Raw genomic sequence first — 19,434 nt, 5'->3', positions numbered from 1 at the left:
GGAACGCATGCCGATGCAGGCGGCGCGGAGAGACTCTCCCGCCGAGGAAGGAACACACGCATGACCAAGCGCATTCTCGCTTTCACCGCCCTCACCGCGACGGCGGCCCTCGCCCTCACCGGCTGCGCCGGCTCGGAGGAGTCCGCGGGCGGCGACGGCGACTCGAAGGGCAGCATCACCATCGCGGTCTTCAACGGCTGGGATGAGGGCGTCGCCACCTCCGAGCTGTGGAAGGCCGTCCTGGAGGACGAGGGGTACGACGTCGAGCTGGAGTACGCCGACGTGGCGCCGCTCTTCACCGGCCTCTCCACCGGCGACTACGACTTCACGACCGACGTGTGGCTGCCCGTCACGCACGCGTCGTACCTGGAGAAGTTCGGCGACTCCATCGAGGAGCTGGGCGCGTGGAACGACGAGTCGCGGCTCACGGTCGCGGTGAACTCCGATGCCCCGATCGACTCGCTCTCCGAGCTCGCCGACAGCGCGGGCGAGTTCGGCGACCAGATCGTCGGCATCGAGCCGGGTGCGGGGCTGACGCTCACCATGGACGAGTCCGTGATCCCGACCTACGGCCTGGAGGACATGGACTTCACGACCTCCTCCACCGCGGCGATGCTCACCGAGCTCGAAGCGGCCGAGCAGTCGGGCGAGAACATCGTCGTGACGCTGTGGGAGCCCCACTGGGCGTACGGCGCCTACGACATCAAGAACCTCGAGGACCCGGAGGGCGCGCTCGGCGACGCCGAGAGCCTCTACTCCTACGGCCGCGAGGGCTTCGGCGAGGACTTCCCCGAGGTGGCCGAGTGGCTGTCGAACTTCGAGATGGACCTCGACACCCTGTACGACCTCGAGAACCTCCTCTTCGTCGAGAACGACACCGACGACTACGCGCCGCTGATCGACCAGTGGATCGAGGACAACCAGGAGTACGTGGACTCGCTCACCAGCTGAGCCTCGCGCTCGTCACGGCAGGGGCCGCCCCCGCGGTTTTCGCGAGGGCGGCCCCTGCGCATTCCCGCACGCCTCGTGCGCATAACCGACAAGGAGAACACGATGAAGAACGCCACCACCCGGATGCTCGCCGTCCTCGCCGCCGTCACCCCGCTCGCTCTCGCGGGCTGCTCATCCGACGCCGGCGGCACCGCCTCGAAGGGAGAGCTCACTGTGCCGGTCATCGCGGGCTGGGACGAGGCCGTGGCCAGCGGCGAGCTGTGGAAGGCGGTGCTCGAGGAGGAGGGCTACTCGGTGAACCTGGAGTACGCCGATGTCGCTCCGGTGTACGCGGGTCTCTCGACCGGCGACTACGACTTCTACACCGACGCGTGGCTGCCCGTCACGCATGGGTCGTATGTGGAGCAGTTCGGCGATTCGATGGAGGACCTCGGGGTGTGGAACGACGAGGCCCGCAACACCGTCGCCGTGAACGCGAACGCGCCCATCGACTCCCTCGAGGAGCTCGCGGGAGCCGCCGACACCTTCGGCGGGCAGATCATCGGCATCGAGGCCGGGGCAGGACTCACGCAGGCCGTGGAGAACGACACGATCCCGACGTACGGGCTCGAGGGCATGGAGTTCACCACCTCCTCGACGGCGGCCATGCTCACCGAGCTCGATGCTGCCATGGCGGCCGGCGACGACATCGTCGTGACCCTGTGGGAGCCGCACTGGGCCTACGGGACGTACGACCTGAAGAATCTCGAGGACCCGGAGGGGACGCTCGGCACCGCCGAGTCGATGCACGTCTTCGCGCGCGAGGACTTCTCGGCGGACTACCCGGAGGTCGCCGAGTGGCTGAGCGACTTCGAGATGAGCCTCGACCAGCTGCAGGATCTGGAGAGCGCCATGTTCGTCGACAACGACACCGACGACTACGGTCCGATCGTCGACGCGTGGATCGAGGACAACCGGGAGTACGTCGACTCGCTCACCAGCTAACGCCGCATACGACGAAGGCCGCCCCGTTTCCCGGGGCGGCCTTCGTCGTATCCGGCGCGATCAGTCGCGCGTGAGCTTGCGGTGCGTCGCGCGGTGCGGACGGGCCGCGTCGGCGCCGAGCCGCTCGATCTTGTTCGCCTCGTACGCCTCGAAGTTGCCCTCGAACCAGTGCCACTGGGCCGGGTTCTCGTCGGTGCCCTCATAGGCGAGGATGTGCGTGGCGATGCGGTCGAGGAACCAGCGGTCGTGCGTGATGACCACCGCGCAGCCGGGGAACTCGAGCAGCGCGTTCTCCAGCGATCCCAGCGTCTCCACGTCGAGGTCGTTCGTCGGCTCGTCGAGGAGGAGCAGGTTGCCGCCCTCCTTCAGCGTCAGCGCGAGGTTCAGCCGGTTGCGCTCGCCACCGGAGAGGACACCGGCCTTCTTCTGCTGGTCCGGACCCTTGAAGCCGAACTTCGACACGTAGGCGCGCGAGGGGATCTCGATCTTGCCGACGGTGATGTAGTCGAGCCCGTCGGACACGACCTCCCACAGCGTCTTCTCGGGGTCGATGTTCGCGCGCGACTGGTCGACGTAGCTGATCTTGACCGTCTCGCCGATCTTCAGGTCGCCGCCGTCGAGGGGCTCCAGGCCCACGATCGTCTTGAACAGCGTGGTCTTGCCGACGCCGTTCGGGCCGATGACGCCGACGATGCCGTTCGGCGGCAGGCTGAAGGAGAGGCCGTCGATGAGCGTGCGCCCGTCGAAGCCCTTCTCGAGCTTCTTCGCCTCGATGACGACGGATCCCAGGCGCGGACCCGCGGGGATCTGGATCTCCTCGAAGTCGAGCTTGCGCGTGCGCTCGGCCTCGTTCGCCATCTCCTCATAGCGCGCCAGACGCGCCTTCGACTTCGCCTGGCGCCCCTTGGCGTTGGAGCGGACCCACTCCAGCTCCTCCTTGAGGCGCTTCTGGAGCTTGGCGTCCTTCTTGCCCTGGACGTCGAGGCGCTCGGCCTTCTTCTCCAGGTAGGTCGAGTAGTTGCCCTCGTAGGGGTAGAGGCGACCGCGATCGACCTCGGCGATCCACTCCGCGACGTGGTCGAGGAAGTACCGATCGTGGGTGATCGCGATGACCGCGCCCTTGTACGCCTGCAGGTGCTGCTCGAGCCAGAGCACGCTCTCGGCGTCCAGGTGGTTGGTGGGCTCGTCGAGGAGCAGCAGATCGGGCTTCTGCAGCAGCAGCTTCGCCAGTGCCACGCGGCGCTTCTCGCCACCGGAGAGCGGCGCGATGGCGGCGTCCCCGGGCGGCGTCCGCAGAGCGTCCATCGCCTGCTCCAGCTGCGAGTCGAGGTCCCAGCCGTCGGCGGCGTCGATCTCCTCCTGCAGCGTGCCCATCTCGGCCAGCAGCGCATCGAAGTCCGCGTCGGGCTCGGCCATGAGGGCGGAGATCTCGTTGAAGCGGTCGAGCTTGGCCTTGATGGCGATGCCGTCCTGGATGTTCTCCAGCACGGTCTTCGACTCGTCGAGCTCCGGCTCCTGCATGAGGATGCCGACGGTGAAGCCCGGGGTGAGCTTCGCGTCGCCGTTGGAGGGCTGGTCGAGGCCGGCCATGATCTTGAGGATCGTCGACTTGCCGGCGCCGTTCGGGCCCACCATGCCGATCTTCGCGCCGGGCAGGAACGACATGGTCACGTCGTCGAGGATGAGCTTGTCGCCCACCGTCTTGCGGGCGCGCACCATTTGGTAGATGTATTCAGCCATTTGAGGTCCAGTCTAGAGGGCCATGGCTGAGGAGCGGATGGCCCGCGCCGGCGAGCGGGTCGACAGGGGAACGCCGGCGCGGGCGGTCTCTCAGAACGGCGAGAGCTCGCGCTCCGCCTCCTCTCCGACCATCTCCGACTCGCCGAGCGGCGCCGTGCTCCACGCTGTGTCCGGCTCCTGCGTCGGCTCGGATTCCTCCCGTCGGATCTCGACGCCGGCGTTCTTCGAGTACGAGACGGTGCCGAAGAGCAGGTCGACGGCGAGATTGTCGGCGGTGATCTCCACATCGGTGCCCTTGGCTCCCTTGTCGTTCTCCCACGGGCGCACCCGGAGCCGCCCCGTGATCAGCACGCGCATGCCCTTCGACAGCGACAGGGCGCCGTTGGACGCCAGCGACCTGAACGCCGACACCTTGTAGAAGTTCGCCGGCTCCTCGACCCAGGCCGCCTTGTCACGGGCGTAGTGCCGCGGATTCGTCGCGAGACGGAAGCGGAGGACGGCGGTGCCGTCGGCGAGCGTGGTGGACGTCGGGTCGTTCGCGATGTTGCCCACCACCACGATCTGATCGGTCATGGGGATCCCTTCCGCCGGGGACGATCCCCGACTGCATCCAGGACACCCCCTGCGAGAGCCCTGCGGAGCGAGCAGCGCGCATCTGTGGACGCAGCGAACCCCTCCGCACCGCTGTGCACGCGGTGTCGGAGGGGTTCGCTGGATGTCAGGCGGCGTACTGGGCGAAGCGCGCGCGGACCTTGTTCACCTTGGGCGCCGCCACCGCGAGGCAGTAGCCCTGCGTCGGGTTCTTCGCGAAGAAGTCCTGGTGATAGTCCTCGGCGTCGTAGAAGTCGCCCAGGGGCTCGATGCGCGTGACGATCGTGCCCTCTTCGTCGCCGACCGGTGCGTCCCAGATCTCGGCCGCGCGCTCACGCGCCGCCTCGAAGAGGGCGCGCTGCTCGTCGCTCTCGTAGAACATGGCGCTGCGGTACTGGGTGCCGCGGTCCGCCCCCTGATGGTTCAGCTGACGCGGGTCGTGCATCGTGAAGAACGCGTCGAGGATGATCTCGGGCGCGATGACCTCGGGGTCGAACGTCACCTTCACCGCCTCGGCGTGCCCGGTTGCGCCCGTGCACACCTGCTCGTAGGTGGGATGGGGGCGGCGCCCGCCCGTGTATCCGGAGACGACGGATGAGACGCCTCGCAGCGCTCGATACGCGGCGTCCAGACACCAGAAGCAGCCGCCGGCGATGACGTACGTCTCGGTCATGTGCACTCCTCAGAACGAATGTCGGAACCCCCTCCTATCGTCGCAGAGAAGCTCAGGAGGGATCACCGATGACCAACACCGCCGTCGCCGTCGCCATTCCCCTCGCGCAGCCGAGGGTCCGCCGTGGGCGGCTCGCGCGCGCGGGCGCCTCGCTCTGGCGGGTCCTCGCTCCCGACGGGCGCGTCGCCGGCCACCTGCGCGCGCTCGAGTCCGACGCGGGCATGCGCTATCGCGCAGAGCGGCTCCGTGGGGGCGCGCTCGTCGCCATCGGCGAGTTCTGGACCGCCGACGAAGCCGTCGAGACGCTCCTGCTGTCGCGCTGAGCGCGCGTGATTCAGTGCCTCCGGAACTCCGGACGCTCCGCGCCCGGCTTCAGGTGCGCGTGCAGCGCGCGCTTCGCGATCTCGAGCTGCGGGTAGGTGCCGACCGCTCGATCGGCGCCGACCATCCGCACCTCGTACTGGCCGTCGACCTCTCGGATCGACCCGACGGCTCCGACCGGACCGTGTGCGACCCACAGTCGACTCGTTCGCGTGATCGTCATCTTCGTCCCCCTCCGCTGACTGCCCCACCTTCGACGGTACGAGGAGAACACCCTGCGCACCAGGGGTTCAGTCGCAGCTCACGGCGGTCGAGATGACGCACCGGGCCGAACTCGGTAACCTGGGATCGACCCCCAGTAGCTCAGTGGATAGAGCAACGAACTTCTAATTCGCAGGCCGCACGTTCGAATCGTGCCTGGGGGACCGCGAGCCGAGTGTCCGCCCCGTCGATAGGCTGGGGGGATGTCAGGTGCCTCCGAGAACGACCGACTCGTCTGGATCGACTGCGAGATGACCGGCCTCGACCTCGCGGTCGATGAGCTCGTCGAGATCGCGATCGTCGTGACCGACTTCGAGCTGCGCATCCTCGACCCCGGGTTCCAGGCGGTCATCAAGCCGTCCGAGGCGGCGCTCGAGAACATGGGCGACTTCGTGACGGAGATGCACCGGAAGTCGGGGCTTCTCGAGGAGATCCCGGGGGCGTGAGCCTCGCCGAGGCGGAGCGGCTGTCGCTGGAGTACATCCGGCGCTTCGTCCCCCTCGAGCGCAAGGCCCCCCTGGCCGGCAACACCATCGGCACGGACCGGATGTTCCTCGCGCGCTACATGCCGGCGGTCGACGGCTACCTGCACTACCGCAACGTCGACGTGTCCAGCATCAAGGAGCTGTCGCGCCGGTGGTACCCGCGGGCGTACTTCCAGGCTCCGGCGAAGGACGGCGGGCATCGCGCCCTCGCGGACATCCTGGAGTCCATCCGGGAGCTGGAGTACTACCGCCGCGCGGTCTTCGTCGCCGACGGACCGACCTCGGAGGAGGCGCGACACGTCGCCGCCGACGTCGTGTCGTCATTCACTCCGAACGTATGACAGAATAGAGAAGTTGCCCCGGCAGGCCGGGGCACATGGTGGCTGTAGCTCAGCTGGTAGAGCACCGCGTTGTGGTCGCGGGGGTCGCGGGTTCAAGCCCCGTCAGCCACCCCAAGACGGAAACCCCCTGTTGATCAGGGGGTTTCCTCGTTTCATCGGACTGGCGACTTCGCGGTCGTCACGTGCGCCGACCCTCATCTCGAGGGGTCCACCCGCGACCGTCGCCGAGGCGCTGCTGGATGCATCGATCCCGCGGACGTGAAGCGAGGCATCGAATCGGGCAACGCCGCGTCGCTCCTGGAGCGCTTCCTGGAGCCCCGTGAGATCGCCCATCTCGCGGCCTACCTCGCCAGCCCGCTCGCCTCGGCGACGAACGGGGCGGCCATCCGCGCCGAGGGAGGCGTACTGACGACGACGCTGTGAGGAGTGATGGCTAGACTCGGAAGCCGATGATGGACATGGACACCGACGCCTTCGAGGCCCTCGTGGTGGATGAGCTGGATCAGCTGCCCGACGAGATGGTCGACGGCCTGGACAACGTCGTGTTCGTCGTCGAGGACCGCTCCGACGACGGCGAGGAGCTGCTGGGCCTGTACGACGGGCTCGCCGTCACCGAGCGCGACCGCTACGGCATGGGCGAGCTGCCCGACCGCATCATCGTCTTCCGCGAGGCGCACCTGGAGCGGTGCGCGACGGAGAGCGAGCTCCGCGACGAGGTGCACACGACGCTCGTGCACGAGATCGCGCACTTCTACGGCATCGATGATGCCCGGCTTCACGAGCTGGGATGGGCGTGACCGGCATGACGAGTGCACTGGCCGATCACGCGACCGAGGAGGACGTGCGCCTCGTCGTCGCTCCGGAGAGCTCGGCGCCGTGGCAGACGGTGGTCTGGGACGACCCGGTCAACCTCATGAACTACGTCGTGCGCGTGTTCCGCGAGTACTTCGGCTACGGCGAGGAGCGGGCGACGCAGCTCATGCTCGCGGTGCACAACGACGGCCACGCGGTCGTCGCCGAGGGCGCCCGCGAGCAGATGGAGCTGCATGCCCAGGCGATGCACGACTACGGCCTGTGGGCGACCGTCCGCCGGGCCCCGATGTGAGGAAGACCGCATGACCGAGAAGCTGGTGATCCTCACGCTGACGCGGATCGAGGCCGCGCACCTGCGCGATCTCGTGACGCAGTTCGCGTCCCTCGTCGCCGAGACGCCCGCCGAGGCCGATCCCGCCGTGGAGCGCCTCACGCCGGATGCATATCCCGACGACCGCGAGGCCGGCGCGGACTTCCGCAGCGTGACGCGCGGAGACCTCCTGGGACGGCGCGCGGCGGACGCAGCCGCCGTCCTCGCGGATCTGGCGCGGATCGACGACGCGCCCCTGGAGGACGCGCTCTCCCCCGTCGACGTCAGCATCGAAGGGCCCGCGCTCGACGCGTGGCTGCGCACGCTCGCGGCCGTCCGCCTCGTGCTGGCGAGCCGCCTCGGCATCCAGACCGCCGAGGACCATGACGAGGACGACCCGCGCTTCGCGCTGTACGACTGGCTGGGCTACCGTCTCGACGGCCTGCTGCAGGCCGCCGAGGACGCCTGAGTCAGCAGGTCGTGAGCGCGAGGGCGGCGAGCTCCTGCGGCGCCTCCCGGCGGATGTGCGCCTCCTCCTGCGCCGCCCACATGTCCCAGTAGGGCGCGAAACCGTCGCCGTCGCGGGCGAGGGCGCGCTCCCGTCGGCGGTCGGCGTCGCCGTCGAGCCACGCCGACGCATCCGCGAGCCCCGCTGCGACGGCGGTGAGCGCGCCGCAGCCTTCGACCACGAGCGGCCGGTCCGGATCGATCTCGAGCAGCGGCCCGGCGAAGGTGCCGTCCACCCAGTCGAATCGGCGGTAATCGCCGCGGCGCCTCTCGGCATGCGGAACGAGCACGAGCGCGCACGCGAGCGCGGCTCCTTCCCGCAGGCCGCCCCACCCCGGATACACCTCGTCGAGCGAGAGCAGCTGCGCTCCGGGCCACGACGCCACGAGATCGCGCGCGAGCGTGGTCTTGCCAGCGCCGCTGCGGCCGTCGATGACCACACGCCGTGCACCGCTCCCCCGCACCAGGGTGCGGACGAGCTCGAGCGCGCGCGGGATCGGAAGCGGGGCGCTACTTCTTGAGGGCACGGACGAGCTTGGCCAGCATGCGCCCGGTCACCCAGAACAACGGGATGGCGACCGCGAGCGTGGCGATGAGGTTCGGCTCGAACCGCAGCTCGCCGTTGCGGCGGACGTATGCGCCGATCGGCATCGAGAACCCGCCGCCTCCGCCGCCGCCGTTGCCGGTCTCGTCGGATCCGCCCCCGAATCCGGTCCAGGTGGCGGCGACCGGGACGAAGCGCTCGCCGTCGATGTCCTGCGGCTCGCCGTACGCGGCGCTCACGCCGAGGTTCGCGGAGATCCGGCCGATTTCCAGTGCGATGTTGGGCATGAGCCCACGCTACCGCCGACCGGCGCCGCTGTCAGTCGGAATCCTCCGCCGGTCGAGGCGTGCGGGGCACCTGCGGATGGCGCTCCGTCCTCCCGAGGAACGCCGCGCGGGTGACGACGCCGTCGCCGAAGCGGGAGACCGCGTCATCGAGGGTGCCCTCCACGCGCTTCCACTCCGCGTCCTCGTCCCACAGCGCGAGAGCCGATGACCCCGCCGCGCGCAGCCGCTCGGCGCGCACGCCGATCAGGCGCACCGCCTGGCGCAGCTCCACGCCCGCGAGGAGGTCGCGGGCCACGTCGCCGATCCGCTGCCCGAGCGCGGTAGGCTCCGCGAGGGTCTGCGAACGGGTGAGCGTCGTGAAGTCCGAGAACCGGACCTTGATGGCGACCCCCGCCGCCTCCAGGCCGCCGCGACGCAGGCGCACGGCGACCCGGTCGGCGAGCCGCAGCAGCTCCGCGCGCAGCAGATCGACGTCGCCCACGTCGGTCTGGAAGGTCTCCTCGTGCGAGACGCTCTTCTCCACGCGGTGCGTCTCGACCTCCCGTGAGTCCTCGCCGCGGGAGAGGGCGTGCAGGCGCTGCGCCGACGCCGCCCCGACCGCGCGGGTGAGCACGGGCAGCGGCGTCTCGCGCAGGTCAGCGATCGTGCGGATGCCGCGGCTCTCCAGCACCTCCGCGGCCTTCGGCCCGACGCCCCACATCGCCCGCACGGGCCGAGCCCCGAGGAACTCCAGCGTCCGCGCGCCCGGCACCACGAGCATCCCGTCCGGCTTGCAGATGGTGGAGGCCATCTTCGCGACGTGCTTGCTGGCGGCGACGCCCACGCTGCACGTGATGCCGGCTTCGGCCTGCACCCGTGCGCGGATCATCTGCGCGATCTCGCCGGGTGTGCCCCACAGGCGCCGGGCACCTCGCACATCGAGGAACGCCTCGTCGATCGAGAGCTGCTCCACGAGCGGCGTGAAGTCGCGGAAGATCGCCATCACCTGCGCGGAGACCGCGCGGTACCGGTCGAAGTGAGGCGGCACGATGAGGGCGTGCGGGCAGAGCCGCACCGCCTGGCTCACGGGCATCGCCGAGCGCACCCCGTAGCGGCGGGCCTCGTACGACGCGCTCGAGACGACGGAGCGGCCATCCGGAGCGCCGATGATGAGCGGCTTGCCCGCCAGCGACGGGTCATCGAGGATCTCGACCGCCGCATAGAACGCGTCCATGTCGACGTGGAGGATGCCGGTGCCGCTGTCGTCGGCACCCTCGGCGGACACGATGCGTCCGGTGCCGTCAGCACGCCCCATCCGGCCATCCTCTCCTCGACCACCGACATCCGTTCACACAGCGCGGGCGGAGGCTTCCGCCTCCGCCCGCGCCGCTCGACTGCGCGTGGTCGCTACTCGTCGTCTTCCTCGAGCTCGGCCTGCACCTCGGGGGTGAGGTCGATGTTCGTGAAGACGTTCTGCACGTCCTCGCTGTCTTCGAGTGCGTCGATGAGGCGGAAGACCTTGCGAGCGGTCTCCGCGTCGGCCTCGACCTTGAGGTTCGGGACGAACTCGGCGTCGGCCGACTCGTACTCGATGCCGGCGTCCTGCAGCGCGGTGCGCACGGCGACCATGTCGGCGGCCTCGGTGATGATCGCGAACCCGGCGGGGTGCGGCTCGATCTCCTGCGCACCCGCCTCGAGGGCGGCCATCATGACGTCGTCCTCGGTGGTGCCCTCGCCGGAGGCGACGATGACGCCCTTGCGCTCGAAGTTGTACGCGACGCTGCCCGGGTCGGCCATGTTGCCGCCGTTGCGGGTCATCGCGGTGCGCACCTCGGCGGCCGCTCGGTTCTTGTTGTCGGTGAGGCACTCGATGAGCATCGCGATGCCGCCGGGGGCGTAGCCCTCGTACATGATCGAGGTGTACTCGACCGCTTCGCCGCCGATGCCGGCGCCGCGCTTGATGGCGCGGTCGATGTTGTCCTTCGGGACCGACGTCTTCTTCGCCTTGAGCACGGCGTCGAACAGCGTCGGGTTGCCCTGCAGGTCGGCGCCGCCGAGCTTGGCCGCGACCTCGATGTTCTTGATGAGCTTGGCCCACGACTTCGCACGCTTGGCGTCGATGGCCGCCTTCTTGTGCTTCGTCGTGGCCCACTTGGAATGCCCGGACATATCTCTCCCGCTCGTGTGACTGCGAGACCGCACGCGCGCGCGCAGGCCTCAGGCGATTCTATTCTCTCGCGCGGCCCGCCCGGTGCGGATGCCCGGGGCCGGGTCAGTCGCGGATGTAGACCGGCGTGCCCTCTGGCAGCTCCGCCAGCCGAGCGATCGCGCTCTCGTCGAGCCGGATGCATCCGTTGGAGATCTCGCCGGAATGGGCGTCGTGGTAGTGGAACGCGGTGACCGCCACGCTCTGGCCGTCGAAGCCGTCGAGCACCGGCGACTGCGCGGACAGGTACACGAGCGGCAGCCCGCGCGTGTACCCGAGCGACGCCGTGCGCGTGGTCATCACGAACGAGCGCCCGCGCGGGGTGGGCGTGGCGGCCGCCCCGGAGGCGAAGTCGCTCGCGACCCGCTCGGACGCACCGTCCGTGACGATGTCGATCGTGCGGTCCGAAAGATCCACCTCGACACGGTGGGGATTCGCCGCCAGTTCGACATCGGCCATCCGCAGCCAGCCGGTGACCTGGCCGGGGTCGCCCTGCGAAGGGATGGCCTGCCGCCCGACGAGCAGCACGCGCACCCAGTGCTCCTCGCGCTCGATCACCGGGACGACCGTGCCCTCGAAGTGCTGCGTGCGCGGCAGATACGCCACCGGCTCGCCGGTCGGATCCGCGAAGACCGGCGCGCCCTCCGCCAGCGGCTGCGCCGTGAGCGGCTCGGTGTCGCCGTCGGGGTCGTCGTCGACGGGGAGGGCCGGGTTCACCTCGAACACCTCGACGACCTGGAGCGCCGCGAGGTCGTAGGCCTTCGTGTTCTCCGGATGGCCCTCGGGCGTGGGCGAGGGGGTCGGGGTGGACGACGGGGTCGCGGAGGGCGTGCGCGTGGGAGTCGGCGTCGGCAGCGCCTGCTGCTCGCGCGCTCCCGAGACGAGGAACCCCGTGACCACGGCGGCCGCGATCACGAGGATCGCCACCGCCACCCAGATGATGCGCCGACGCGCCGCGATCGCCCCCATGCCGCCATTCCACCACGCGAGCGCGGCGGTCGGCGACGAATGAGAGGATCGCAGGATGAAGATCCTCTCGATCCAGTCCGCCGTCGCGTACGGACACGCCGGCAACTCCGCCGCCGTCTTCCCGATGCAGCGCATCGGAGTCGAGGTGCTGCCGGTCTACACCGTCAACTTCTCCAATCACACCGGCTACGGCGCGTGGCGCGGGCCGCTCATCCCGCCGAGCGACGTGGCCGAGGTCATCACCGGCGTGGAGGAGCGCGGCGCGTTCCCGACCCTCGACGCGGTGCTCTCGGGCTATCAGGGCAGCGAGGGCATCGCCGACGTCATCATCGACGCCGTCGCCCGCGTCAAGCACGCGAATCCCGCCGCCGTCTACGCCTGCGACCCCGTCATGGGCAACGCGAAGTCGGGCTGCTTCGTGGCTCCCGCCATCCCCGATCTGCTCCGCGAGCGCGTCGTGCCGGTGGCCGACATCATCACGCCCAACCAGTTCGAGCTGGGGTTCCTCACGGGGACCGCGCCCGACACCCTCGAGTCCACGATCGCCTCGGCCGACGCCGCGCGCGCGATGGGGCCGCGGACCGTGCTGGTGACGTCGGTGGAGCGCCCCGACCGGCCCGAGGGGACCATCGAGATGATGGTCGTCGACGACGAGGGCGCCTGGGTCGTGCAGACGCCGTTCCTGCCGATGAAGGCCAACGGATCCGGTGACGTCACGGCGGCCCTGTTCACCTCGCACTACGTGGCCACGGGCTCGGCGCCCGACGCGCTCGCGCGCACCGCCTCGAGCGTGTTCGGCCTCCTCGAGCAGACGTACGCGGTGGGCGACCGCGAGCTGCAGCTCGTGCAGTCGCAGGAGCACTTCGCGAATCCGCGCCTCGAGTTCGAGGTCCGTCAGCTGCGCTGAGCGGGCGTGTCCCGGGCGGGAGGCCCGGGACACCGCTGCGTCAGTGCCCTACGCCGCCGCTCGCACGTGGTCGAGGAAGCGGCGGTGGAAGCGGTCCTCCCCCGTCACCTCGGGGTGGAAGGCCGAGCCGAGGAGGGCGCCCTGCTCGACAGCGACCACGCGGCCGTCGGCGAGGGCCGCCAGCGGCGTCGCCCGCGCGCCGACCTCGGTCACGACGGGGGCGCGGATGAACGTGGCGCGGACGCCGGGATCGCCGAGCGCCGGCACGGCCAGCGCGGTCTCGAACGAGTCGCCCTGCGTGCCGAACGCGTTCCTGCGCACGGTGACGTCGAGGCCGCCGAGGGTCTGCTGGCCCGCGATGCCGTCTTCGAGTCGGTCGGCGAGCAGGATGAGCCCGGCGCACGTCCCGTAGGCGGGGAGGCCGCTCGCGAGGGCGGCGACGAGCGGCTCCCGCAGCCCGAAGACGCGCGAGAGCTTGTCGATGACGCTCGACTCGCCACCCGGCAGCACGAGGCCATCCACCGCGGCGAGCTCGCTCGCCCGCCGCACCCGCGTCACGCGCGCACCCAGGTGCTCGAGCACCGCAACATGCTCGCGGACGTCGCCCTGCAGCGCGAGGACGCCGACCCGCGGGGCCGCACTCACCAGCCGCGCTCGGCGAGCCGATGCGGGGCGGGGATGTCGGCGACGTTGATGCCGACCATGGCCTCGCCGAGGCCGCGCGAGGCGTCGGCGATGGCCTTCGGATCGTCGTAGAAGGCCGTCGCGCGCACGATCGCGGCCGCCCGCTTCACCGGGTCGCCCGAGCGGAAGATGCCCGAGCCGACGAAGACGCCGTCGGCGCCGAGCTGCATCATGAGCGCGGCGTCCGCCGGCGTGGCCACGCCCCCCGCTGTGAAGAGCACGACGGGGAGCTTGCCCGTCTCCGCGACCTCGACGACGAGCTCGTACGGCGCCTGCAGCTCCTTGGCCGCGACGTACAGCTCGTCCTTCGTCTTCGAGCGCAGCACGTTGATGTCGCTCGTGATGCGACGGATGTGCTTGGTCGCCTCCGAGACGTCGCCCGTGCCGGCCTCGCCCTTCGAGCGGATCATCGCCGCGCCCTCCGTGATGCGGCGGAGCGCCTCGCCGAGGTGAGTCGCACCGCACACGAACGGCACCGTGAAGGGCCACTTGTCGACGTGGTTGACGTAGTCGGCGGGCGAGAGCACCTCGGACTCGTCGATGTAGTCGACGCCGAGCTCCTGCAGCACCTGCGCCTCGACGAAGTGGCCGATGCGCGCCTTCGCCATCACCGGGATGGACACCGCGGCCCGGATCTCGTCGATGAGGTCGAGATCCGTCATGCGAGCGACGCCGCCCTGCGCGCGGATGTCGGCGGGCACCCGCTCGAGCGCCATGACCGCGACGGCGCCCGCGTCCTCGGCGATGCGCGCCTGCTCGGCGGTGACGACATCCATGATGACGCCGCCCTTCAGCATCTCGGCCAGCCCGCGCTTCACGCGCGCCGTTCCCTTCGTCGTCCCGGTCATGGATGTCCTCCGTCGCCTCGCCCACGGCTGTGACAGCCGCGGTTATTGTCCTAGGCCAAAAGTTAGCACGGGATGGGCCGTAGGATCGTGTCGATGCAACACGGCGACTCCTCCCCCGCGATCACGGGCCATTCGGCGGCCGAGATCGCCGAGAGCGTGCGCGGGCTCATCGAGCGGGGCGCCCTCGCGCCCGGTGCCGCCCTTCCCTCGGTGCGCGCGCTCGCGGAGAGCCTCGGGGTGAACCGCAACACCGCCGTCGCCGCCTACCGGCAGCTCGCGCAGGCCGGCCTCGTGGTGACCCTCGGCCGTGCCGGCACGCACGTCGCCGACCGCGCGACGCTCGCGCAGGACGGGTTCGCCGCCGACAGCGTGCTCCGCGACGTCGGCACCGGCAATCCCGATCCGCGGCTCATCCCCGACATGTCGGCCGCCCTCACCGCCCTCGCCGGCCGCCCCGTGCTCTACGGCGAGCCCGTCATCGACGCCGGCCTCGCCGAGCGCGCCCGCGCCTGGCTGGGCGACGACGTCGCCTCACCCGACGAGATGCGCCTCACCGTCACGAGCGGGGCGTTCGATGCTGTCGAGCGCCTGCTGGCCCAGGCCCTCACACGGGACGACGCGGTCGCGGTCGAGGACCCCTGCTTCCTCGCGACGATCCGGACCGTGCGCCTCGCCGGCTACCGCCCTGTCGCCGTGCCCGTCGATGAGGAGGGGATGACGCCGGACGGCCTGCGCGCGGCCCTCGCGGAGGGGGTGCGCGCCGTGGTCTGCACCCCGCGCGCGCAGAACCCGACCGGCGCGAGCCTCTCAGCCCGCCGCGCGGCGGAGCTCCGGGCCATCCTGGCGGAGCACCCGTACGTCCTCGTGATCGAGGATGACCACTTCTCGCTGCTCTCGCGCCATCCGTACCACTCGATCATCGGCCCGGAGCATCGCCGCTGGGCGCTGGTGCGGTCGGTGTCGAAGTTCCTGGGCCCGGACATGTGCCTCGCGGTCACCGCCTCCGATGCGGAGACGGCCGAGCGGTTGGCGATGCGGCTGAGCCCCGGGACGACCTGGGTGAGCCACCTGCTGCAGCGGCTCGCCCTCGCGCTGCTGACCGACTCCGCCGCCCTCGACACCATCGAGCGCGCCGGCGAGCACTACGCCGAGCGGAATCGGTCATTCGCCGAGCGACTGCGGCGGCACGGCATCGACACCGCGCCGCTCGACGGGCTGAGCCTCTGGGTGCGGCTGCCGCTGCCTGCTCGCACGGTGTCGGAGCGGCTCATGCGCCGCGGATGGCTCGCGCGGACCGGCGACGACTTCGCGCTGTCGCGAGGGGGTGCGGCCTCGCATCACCTGCGTCTCACCGTGCACGGCCTCGACGACGCCAACGCGGAGACGCTGGCGGCCGATCTCGCGGCCGCCTGCGCCCAGCGCGGCTGACGTCGCACCCCTCAGGCGGCGGGCCAGGCGTCGGCGATGGCCGCGCGGACCTCGCCGAGGAGCTGCGGCAGGGCCTTCGTCTTGGCGATGATCGGGAAGAAGTTCGCGTCGCTCGTCCACCGCGGCACGATGTGCTGATGCAGGTGCTCCTCCACGCCCGCACCGGCGACGTGGCCCTGGTTCATGCCGATGTTGAACCCGTCGCAGCGCGACACCGTCCGCAGCACCCGCATCGCGGTCTGCGTGAGGTAGGCGATCTCCGCCGTCTCGTGCGGGTCCGCCTGGTCGTACAGACCGATGTGGCGGTACGGGCACACCAGCATGTGCCCGGAGTTGTACGGGAAGAGGTTGAGGAGCACGAAGGCGTGCTCGCCTCGGTGGACGATGAGGCCATCCTCGTCGCTCTTGTCCGGCGCCGCGCAGAACGGGCAGCCGGTCCCCCGGTTCGCGTCCGCGCCCGCGTTGATGTACGCCATCCGGTGGGGCGTCCAGAGACGCTGGAACGCGTCGGAGGAGGCCGCGAAGTCCGACGCGGGCTCGAGGCGCGCGAACTCCTCGCGCGCCTCGTGCTCCGTCGTCATGCTCAGAGGTCCTCGTCGGTCAGCACGAGGCGCTTCTCGGCGATCGCGCGCGTGACGAGCGCCACGGCCTCGTCGACCGGCACGCCGTTGCGCTGCGAGCCGTCGCGGAAGCGGAAGGAGACGGTGCCGGCGGAGCGGTCCTGCTCGCCCGCGATGAGGAGGAGCGGCACCTTGCCCGTGGTGTGCGTGCGGATCTTCTTCTGCATGCGGTCGTCGGAGTGGTCGACCTCGGCGCGCACGTCGGCGACGCGGAGCTTCTGCACGACCTCGTCGAGGTACGGCGCGAACTCGTCTGCCACCGGCACGCCCACCACCTGCTGCGGCGCCAGCCACAGCGGGAAGTCGCCCGCGTAGTGCTCGAGCAGGATGGCGAAGAACCGCTCGATCGAGCCGAACAGCGCGCGGTGGATCATGATCGGGCGCTGCTTGGTGCCGTCGGCCGCGGTGAACTCGAGGTCGAAGCGCTCGGGCAGGTTGAAGTCGAGCTGCACCGTCGAGAGCTGCCACGAGCGGCCCAGGGCGTCGGTGACCTTGAGGTCGATCTTCGGTCCGTAGAAGGCCGCCTCGCCGGGCTCCTCGATCAGCTCCAGACCGGTGGACTTCGCGACGCGGCGCAGCGCGTCGGTCGCGGTCTCCCAGACGTCCTCCTCCCCGATCCACTTCGACTTCTCGTCGTCGCGCATCGACAGCTCGAGACGGAAGTCCTCCAGCCCGAAGTCCTTCAGCAGCGAGAGCACGAACTCCAGCACCTTGGTCGTCTCGGCCTCGAGCTGGTCGGGCGTGACGAAGAGGTGCGCGTCGTCCTGCGTGAAGCCGCGCACGCGCGTGAGCCCGTGCAGCGCGCCGGAGAGCTCGTTGCGGTAGACCGTGCCGTTCTCCGCGAGGCGGAGGGGCAGGTCGCGGTAGCTGCGCGCGCGCTCCTTGTAGATGAGGATGTGCATCGGGCAGTTCATCGGCTTGAGGTAGTAGTCGACGCCCTGCTTCGTGACGTTGCCGTCCTCGTCGCGCTCCTCGTCCATCCGGATCGGCGGCCAGATGCCATCCGCATACGTGACGAGGTGGTTGGACGTCACGAAGAGGTCCTTCTTCGTGATGTGCGGCGTGTAGACGTAGCTGTAGCCCTCGGCGATGTGGCGGCGGCGCGCGTGCTGCTCCATCTCGCCGCGCGCGATCGCCCCCCTGGGGTGCCACACCGACAGGCCGGACCCGATCTCGTCGGGGAAGGAGAAGAGGTCGAGTTCGCGGCCGAGCTTGCGGTGGTCGCGGCGCGCGGCCTCGGCGAGCCGGTCCTGGTACGCCTTGAGGTCGTCCTTCGTCGGCCACGCGGTGCCGTAGATGCGCTGCAGCTGCGGGTTCTTCTCGCTGCCGCGCCAGTACGCGCCCGCGATGCGGACGATGTCCCACCCGTTGCCGAGCAGGCGCGTGGTCGGCACGTGCGGGCCGCGGCAGAGGTCCTTCCACTGCGTCTCACCCGTCTTGGGGTCGACGTTGTCGTAGATGGTGAGCTCGCCGGCGCCGACCTCGACGCTCGCGCCCTCGGCGGCTTCCTTCTGCCCGCCCTTGAGGCCGATCAGCTCGAGCTTGTACGGCTCGTCGCGGAGCTCGGCGCGCGCCTCGTCGTCGGAGACGGCGCGGCGGACGAACCGCTGGCCCTCCTTGACGATGCGCTGCATCTCCTTCTTGATCGCCTTGAGGTCGTCAGGTGTGAAGGGCTCGGCGACGTCGAAGTCGTAGTAGAAGCCATCGGTGATGAACGGGCCGATGCCGAGCTTCGCGGCTGGGTTGATCTTCTGCACCGCCTGCGCGAGCACGTGCGCGGTCGAGTGGCGCAGGACGTTCAGCCCGTCGGGGCTGTCGATCGTCACCGGCTCCGTCGTCGCCGTGTCCGGGACCTCCGCCGCGAGGTCCTTCAGCTCACCGTCGACGCGCATCGCGACGACATTCTTCTCGGGGTACAGGTCGAATCCGGAGGTCACCGCACCATCCTAGTTCCGCGGACCCGGGGGCCGCGTGCGGGGCATCCGGGCGGCCGCGTGCGAGCGGATGGCGGTGGCCCCGACGGTCAGATGATGTCGCCTCGCCGAACCGACACGGAATGTCGCCGAATACCGTGTCGCGAGGATGAGACGACATCGTCGGACGGGGAGGCGCACACCGCCGGCGCCACCGCGGCGCTCCTCCACGCGCGGGAACGAAAGAAAGGCCTCCGCGAGGAGGCCCTTCGAGAGAGCGGATGACGAGATTCGAACTCGCGACCCTCACCTTGGCAAGGTGATGCGCTACCACTGCGCTACATCCGCATGCCGGGACGAGTCCCGGACGTTGCGAAACCCCCGGCAAGCCGGGGGTTTCTCTGGTGGGCGATACTGGGATCGAACCAGTGACCTCTTCCGTGTCAGGGAAGCGCGCTACCGCTGCGCCAATCGCCCATATTGCTCCGGCCTGAGCCGGGAGTGGAGGTGGCGACGGGATTCGAACCCGTGTAAACGGCTTTGCAGGCCGGTGCCTCGCCTCTCGGCCACGCCACCGCGGGGGTTTCGAACCCGCATGCCGAGACCTCCGAGGAGATCCCTGCACTCGAGCGGATGACGAGATTCGAACTCGCGACCCTCACCTTGGCAAGGTGATGCGCTACCACTGCGCTACATCCGCATTTCGTTCCCGGCTGCTTGCCCCGGGCACTTGCACTACATTAGCCCAGGTTCGGCAGGCGTCCAAACCGCGGCTCAGATCCGGGCGTGTCACCGCACCGAGCTCGCGCACGACACGCTCGGCCCTCTCCCCCGGTTCGTCAGGCCCTTCCGCATCGGGTATGCTCGTCATCTGTGCCGCAAGGCCGACAACTTCACAGCCTGGGCGATTGGCGCAGTTGGTAGCGCGCTTCCTTCACACGGAAGAGGTCATCAGTTCGAGTCTGGTATCGCCCACCATGGAAACCCCCGGTGCTCCCGGGGGTTTCGTCATTCCCGGGCCGAGACGCCGCCGGCCTGGGCAACACGGCTCGCGTTCGCTACCTTCGGTGCG

22 protein-coding genes, 7 tRNA genes and 1 pseudogene are annotated in these 19,434 nt (G+C 70.1%); 13 read left to right on the top strand and 17 right to left on the bottom strand.

Annotated features, from left to right (window positions below; translation table 11 throughout):
* Positions 1–60: 60 nt before the first annotated feature.
* Together D7D94_RS02395 and D7D94_RS02390 are read left to right on the top strand one after the other, a co-directional pair.
* The gene (locus D7D94_RS02395; RefSeq protein ID WP_156241046.1) at positions 61–951 is read left to right on the top strand and encodes a glycine betaine ABC transporter substrate-binding protein; all 891 of its coding nucleotides are present in this window, start codon (positions 61–63) and stop codon (positions 949–951) included.
* 102 nt (positions 952–1,053) lie between these two features.
* Complete coding sequence (locus tag D7D94_RS02390; protein WP_156241045.1) at positions 1,054–1,935, top strand: glycine betaine ABC transporter substrate-binding protein; 882 nt, start codon at positions 1,054–1,056, stop codon at positions 1,933–1,935.
* A gap of 60 nt (positions 1,936–1,995) precedes the next feature.
* Here the strand turns inward: D7D94_RS02390 and ettA are convergent, their stop codons facing one another.
* The 3 genes from ettA to msrA form a co-directional block, all read right to left on the bottom strand.
* Complete coding sequence (gene ettA, locus D7D94_RS02385; protein WP_156241044.1) at positions 1,996–3,675, bottom strand: energy-dependent translational throttle protein EttA; 1,680 nt, start codon at positions 3,673–3,675, stop codon at positions 1,996–1,998.
* A 90-nt stretch (positions 3,676–3,765) separates the two neighbouring features.
* The gene (locus D7D94_RS02380; RefSeq protein ID WP_156241043.1) at positions 3,766–4,248 is read right to left on the bottom strand and encodes a single-stranded DNA-binding protein; all 483 of its coding nucleotides are present in this window, start codon (positions 4,246–4,248) and stop codon (positions 3,766–3,768) included.
* A gap of 145 nt (positions 4,249–4,393) precedes the next feature.
* Positions 4,394–4,939, bottom strand: coding sequence for a peptide-methionine (S)-S-oxide reductase MsrA (gene msrA, locus D7D94_RS02375; protein WP_156241042.1), 546 nt, complete (start codon positions 4,937–4,939; stop codon positions 4,394–4,396).
* A 68-nt stretch (positions 4,940–5,007) separates the two neighbouring features.
* Between msrA and D7D94_RS02370 the strand changes: the two genes are divergently transcribed.
* Entirely contained in the window at positions 5,008–5,262 is a 255-nt protein-coding gene (locus D7D94_RS02370) for a hypothetical protein (protein ID WP_156241041.1), read from the top strand.
* A gap of 11 nt (positions 5,263–5,273) precedes the next feature.
* Here D7D94_RS02370 and D7D94_RS02365 read toward each other — a convergent pair whose 3' ends face one another.
* On the bottom strand, positions 5,274–5,483 hold the full coding sequence (locus D7D94_RS02365; protein WP_156241040.1) for a methyltransferase: 210 nt from the start codon (positions 5,481–5,483) through the stop codon (positions 5,274–5,276).
* 129 nt (positions 5,484–5,612) lie between these two features.
* Between D7D94_RS02365 and D7D94_RS02360 the strand changes: the two genes are divergently transcribed.
* From D7D94_RS02360 to D7D94_RS02330, 7 genes and pseudogenes are all read left to right on the top strand, one after another.
* A tRNA-Arg gene (locus D7D94_RS02360) sits at positions 5,613–5,685 on the top strand.
* A 39-nt stretch (positions 5,686–5,724) separates the two neighbouring features.
* A pseudogene (gene orn, locus D7D94_RS02355) lies at positions 5,725–6,347 on the top strand (oligoribonuclease).
* A gap of 38 nt (positions 6,348–6,385) precedes the next feature.
* Positions 6,386–6,461, top strand: a tRNA-His gene (locus tag D7D94_RS02350).
* 144 nt (positions 6,462–6,605) lie between these two features.
* On the top strand, positions 6,606–6,770 hold the full coding sequence (locus D7D94_RS14230; RefSeq protein ID WP_343032141.1) for an SDR family oxidoreductase: 165 nt from the start codon (positions 6,606–6,608) through the stop codon (positions 6,768–6,770).
* 26 nt (positions 6,771–6,796) lie between these two features.
* Positions 6,797–7,144: a metallopeptidase family protein gene (locus tag D7D94_RS02340; protein ID WP_173024223.1), complete on the top strand. Its 348-nt coding sequence runs from the start codon at positions 6,797–6,799 to the stop codon at positions 7,142–7,144.
* Positions 7,145–7,149: 5 nt separating this feature from the next.
* Positions 7,150–7,452, top strand: a complete 303-nt coding sequence (gene clpS, locus D7D94_RS02335) for an ATP-dependent Clp protease adapter ClpS (protein WP_156241039.1) — start codon at positions 7,150–7,152, stop codon at positions 7,450–7,452.
* A gap of 10 nt (positions 7,453–7,462) precedes the next feature.
* Positions 7,463–7,939 (top strand): DUF2017 family protein, encoded by a 477-nt coding sequence (locus D7D94_RS02330; RefSeq protein ID WP_156241038.1) that lies wholly within the window; start codon positions 7,463–7,465, stop codon positions 7,937–7,939.
* Position 7,940: 1 nt separating this feature from the next.
* Here D7D94_RS02330 and D7D94_RS02325 read toward each other — a convergent pair whose 3' ends face one another.
* The 5 genes from D7D94_RS02325 to D7D94_RS02305 all read right to left on the bottom strand — a co-directional run bounded on the left by D7D94_RS02325 (position 7,941) and on the right by D7D94_RS02305 (position 11,962).
* A complete protein-coding gene (locus D7D94_RS02325) occupies positions 7,941–8,504 on the bottom strand; it encodes a nucleoside/nucleotide kinase family protein (protein ID WP_246171850.1) in 564 nt (187 codons plus the stop codon).
* A complete protein-coding gene (locus D7D94_RS02320; protein WP_156241037.1) occupies positions 8,488–8,808 on the bottom strand; it encodes a hypothetical protein in 321 nt (106 codons plus the stop codon). Before D7D94_RS02320 ends, D7D94_RS02325 begins: the two co-directional genes overlap by 17 nt.
* A 31-nt stretch (positions 8,809–8,839) precedes the next feature.
* Positions 8,840–10,102 carry a DNA polymerase IV gene (gene dinB, locus D7D94_RS02315; protein ID WP_156241036.1) on the bottom strand — a complete coding sequence of 421 codons (1,263 nt, stop codon included), beginning with the start codon at positions 10,100–10,102 and terminating at the stop codon, positions 8,840–8,842.
* 92 nt (positions 10,103–10,194) lie between these two features.
* Positions 10,195–10,956 (bottom strand): YebC/PmpR family DNA-binding transcriptional regulator, encoded by a 762-nt coding sequence (locus D7D94_RS02310; RefSeq protein ID WP_156241035.1) that lies wholly within the window; start codon positions 10,954–10,956, stop codon positions 10,195–10,197.
* Positions 10,957–11,059: 103 nt separating this feature from the next.
* On the bottom strand, positions 11,060–11,962 hold the full coding sequence (locus D7D94_RS02305; RefSeq protein ID WP_156241034.1) for a L,D-transpeptidase: 903 nt from the start codon (positions 11,960–11,962) through the stop codon (positions 11,060–11,062).
* Positions 11,963–12,017: 55 nt separating this feature from the next.
* Here D7D94_RS02305 and pdxY point away from each other — a divergent pair, with 55 nt between their 5' ends.
* Positions 12,018–12,869 carry a pyridoxal kinase PdxY gene (gene pdxY / locus D7D94_RS02300; RefSeq protein ID WP_156241033.1) on the top strand — a complete coding sequence of 284 codons (852 nt, stop codon included), beginning with the start codon at positions 12,018–12,020 and terminating at the stop codon, positions 12,867–12,869.
* A 48-nt stretch (positions 12,870–12,917) separates the two neighbouring features.
* Here the strand turns inward: pdxY and pdxT are convergent, their stop codons facing one another.
* The gene (gene pdxT / locus D7D94_RS02295) at positions 12,918–13,517 is read right to left on the bottom strand and encodes a pyridoxal 5'-phosphate synthase glutaminase subunit PdxT (protein ID WP_156243274.1); all 600 of its coding nucleotides are present in this window, start codon (positions 13,515–13,517) and stop codon (positions 12,918–12,920) included.
* Positions 13,511–14,401 (bottom strand): pyridoxal 5'-phosphate synthase lyase subunit PdxS, encoded by an 891-nt coding sequence (pdxS, locus tag D7D94_RS02290; RefSeq protein ID WP_156241032.1) that lies wholly within the window; start codon positions 14,399–14,401, stop codon positions 13,511–13,513. The genes pdxT and pdxS overlap by 7 nt, the downstream gene beginning before the upstream one ends.
* 93 nt (positions 14,402–14,494) lie before the next feature.
* Between pdxS and D7D94_RS02285 the strand changes: the two genes are divergently transcribed.
* Positions 14,495–15,829 carry an aminotransferase class I/II-fold pyridoxal phosphate-dependent enzyme gene (locus tag D7D94_RS02285; RefSeq protein ID WP_156243273.1) on the top strand — a complete coding sequence of 445 codons (1,335 nt, stop codon included), beginning with the start codon at positions 14,495–14,497 and terminating at the stop codon, positions 15,827–15,829.
* 11 nt (positions 15,830–15,840) lie between these two features.
* Here the strand turns inward: D7D94_RS02285 and D7D94_RS02280 are convergent, their stop codons facing one another.
* From D7D94_RS02280 to D7D94_RS02255, 6 genes are all read right to left on the bottom strand, one after another.
* Positions 15,841–16,410: an HIT family protein gene (locus D7D94_RS02280; protein WP_156241031.1), complete on the bottom strand. Its 570-nt coding sequence runs from the start codon at positions 16,408–16,410 to the stop codon at positions 15,841–15,843.
* A 2-nt stretch (positions 16,411–16,412) separates the two neighbouring features.
* Entirely contained in the window at positions 16,413–18,341 is a 1,929-nt protein-coding gene (thrS, locus tag D7D94_RS02275) for a threonine--tRNA ligase (RefSeq protein WP_216648702.1), read from the bottom strand.
* Between the two features lie 297 nt (positions 18,342–18,638).
* Positions 18,639–18,710, bottom strand: a tRNA-Gly gene (locus D7D94_RS02270).
* A gap of 54 nt (positions 18,711–18,764) precedes the next feature.
* Positions 18,765–18,839 (bottom strand) — tRNA-Val (locus tag D7D94_RS02265).
* Between the two features lie 25 nt (positions 18,840–18,864).
* Positions 18,865–18,938: transfer RNA gene (locus D7D94_RS02260), tRNA-Cys, on the bottom strand.
* Between the two features lie 52 nt (positions 18,939–18,990).
* Positions 18,991–19,062: transfer RNA gene (locus D7D94_RS02255), tRNA-Gly, on the bottom strand.
* A gap of 202 nt (positions 19,063–19,264) precedes the next feature.
* Here D7D94_RS02255 and D7D94_RS02250 point away from each other — a divergent pair.
* Positions 19,265–19,340 (top strand) — tRNA-Val (locus D7D94_RS02250).
* Positions 19,341–19,434: the final 94 nt, after the last annotated feature.

Source organism: Microbacterium oryzae (genome assembly GCF_009735645.1).
In the GTDB taxonomy this organism is placed as follows: Bacteria; Actinomycetota; Actinomycetes; order Actinomycetales; family Microbacteriaceae; genus Microbacterium; species Microbacterium oryzae.
This window is presented reverse-complemented; position numbering and strand designations above follow the sequence as displayed.

Excerpts from the sequence above, each read along its gene's own strand:
- D7D94_RS02280 (WP_156241031.1), bottom strand. The coding sequence starts at position 16,410 with ATGACGACGGAGCACGAGGCGCGCGAGGAGTTCGCGCGCCTCGAGCCC.
- dinB (WP_156241036.1), bottom strand. The coding sequence starts at position 10,102 with ATGGGGCGTGCTGACGGCACCGGACGCATCGTGTCCGCCGAGGGTGCC.
- D7D94_RS02285 (WP_156243273.1), top strand. The coding sequence starts at position 14,495 with ATGCAACACGGCGACTCCTCCCCCGCGATCACGGGCCATTCGGCGGCC.
- pdxS (WP_156241032.1), bottom strand. The coding sequence starts at position 14,401 with ATGACCGGGACGACGAAGGGAACGGCGCGCGTGAAGCGCGGGCTGGCC.
- D7D94_RS02310 (WP_156241035.1), bottom strand. The coding sequence starts at position 10,956 with ATGTCCGGGCATTCCAAGTGGGCCACGACGAAGCACAAGAAGGCGGCC.
- pdxY (WP_156241033.1), top strand. The coding sequence starts at position 12,018 with ATGAAGATCCTCTCGATCCAGTCCGCCGTCGCGTACGGACACGCCGGC.
- msrA (WP_156241042.1), bottom strand. The coding sequence starts at position 4,939 with ATGACCGAGACGTACGTCATCGCCGGCGGCTGCTTCTGGTGTCTGGAC.
- clpS (WP_156241039.1), top strand. The coding sequence starts at position 7,150 with ATGACGAGTGCACTGGCCGATCACGCGACCGAGGAGGACGTGCGCCTC.
- thrS (WP_216648702.1), bottom strand. The coding sequence starts at position 18,341 with ATGCGCGTCGACGGTGAGCTGAAGGACCTCGCGGCGGAGGTCCCGGAC.
- D7D94_RS02320 (WP_156241037.1), bottom strand. The coding sequence starts at position 8,808 with ATGCCCAACATCGCACTGGAAATCGGCCGGATCTCCGCGAACCTCGGC.
- D7D94_RS02390 (WP_156241045.1), top strand. The coding sequence starts at position 1,054 with ATGAAGAACGCCACCACCCGGATGCTCGCCGTCCTCGCCGCCGTCACC.
- D7D94_RS02340 (WP_173024223.1), top strand. The coding sequence starts at position 6,797 with ATGATGGACATGGACACCGACGCCTTCGAGGCCCTCGTGGTGGATGAG.
- D7D94_RS02395 (WP_156241046.1), top strand. The coding sequence starts at position 61 with ATGACCAAGCGCATTCTCGCTTTCACCGCCCTCACCGCGACGGCGGCC.
- D7D94_RS02365 (WP_156241040.1), bottom strand. The coding sequence starts at position 5,483 with ATGACGATCACGCGAACGAGTCGACTGTGGGTCGCACACGGTCCGGTC.
- D7D94_RS02330 (WP_156241038.1), top strand. The coding sequence starts at position 7,463 with ATGACCGAGAAGCTGGTGATCCTCACGCTGACGCGGATCGAGGCCGCG.
- ettA (WP_156241044.1), bottom strand. The coding sequence starts at position 3,675 with ATGGCTGAATACATCTACCAAATGGTGCGCGCCCGCAAGACGGTGGGC.
- D7D94_RS02370 (WP_156241041.1), top strand. The coding sequence starts at position 5,008 with ATGACCAACACCGCCGTCGCCGTCGCCATTCCCCTCGCGCAGCCGAGG.
- D7D94_RS02380 (WP_156241043.1), bottom strand. The coding sequence starts at position 4,248 with ATGACCGATCAGATCGTGGTGGTGGGCAACATCGCGAACGACCCGACG.
- D7D94_RS02305 (WP_156241034.1), bottom strand. The coding sequence starts at position 11,962 with ATGGGGGCGATCGCGGCGCGTCGGCGCATCATCTGGGTGGCGGTGGCG.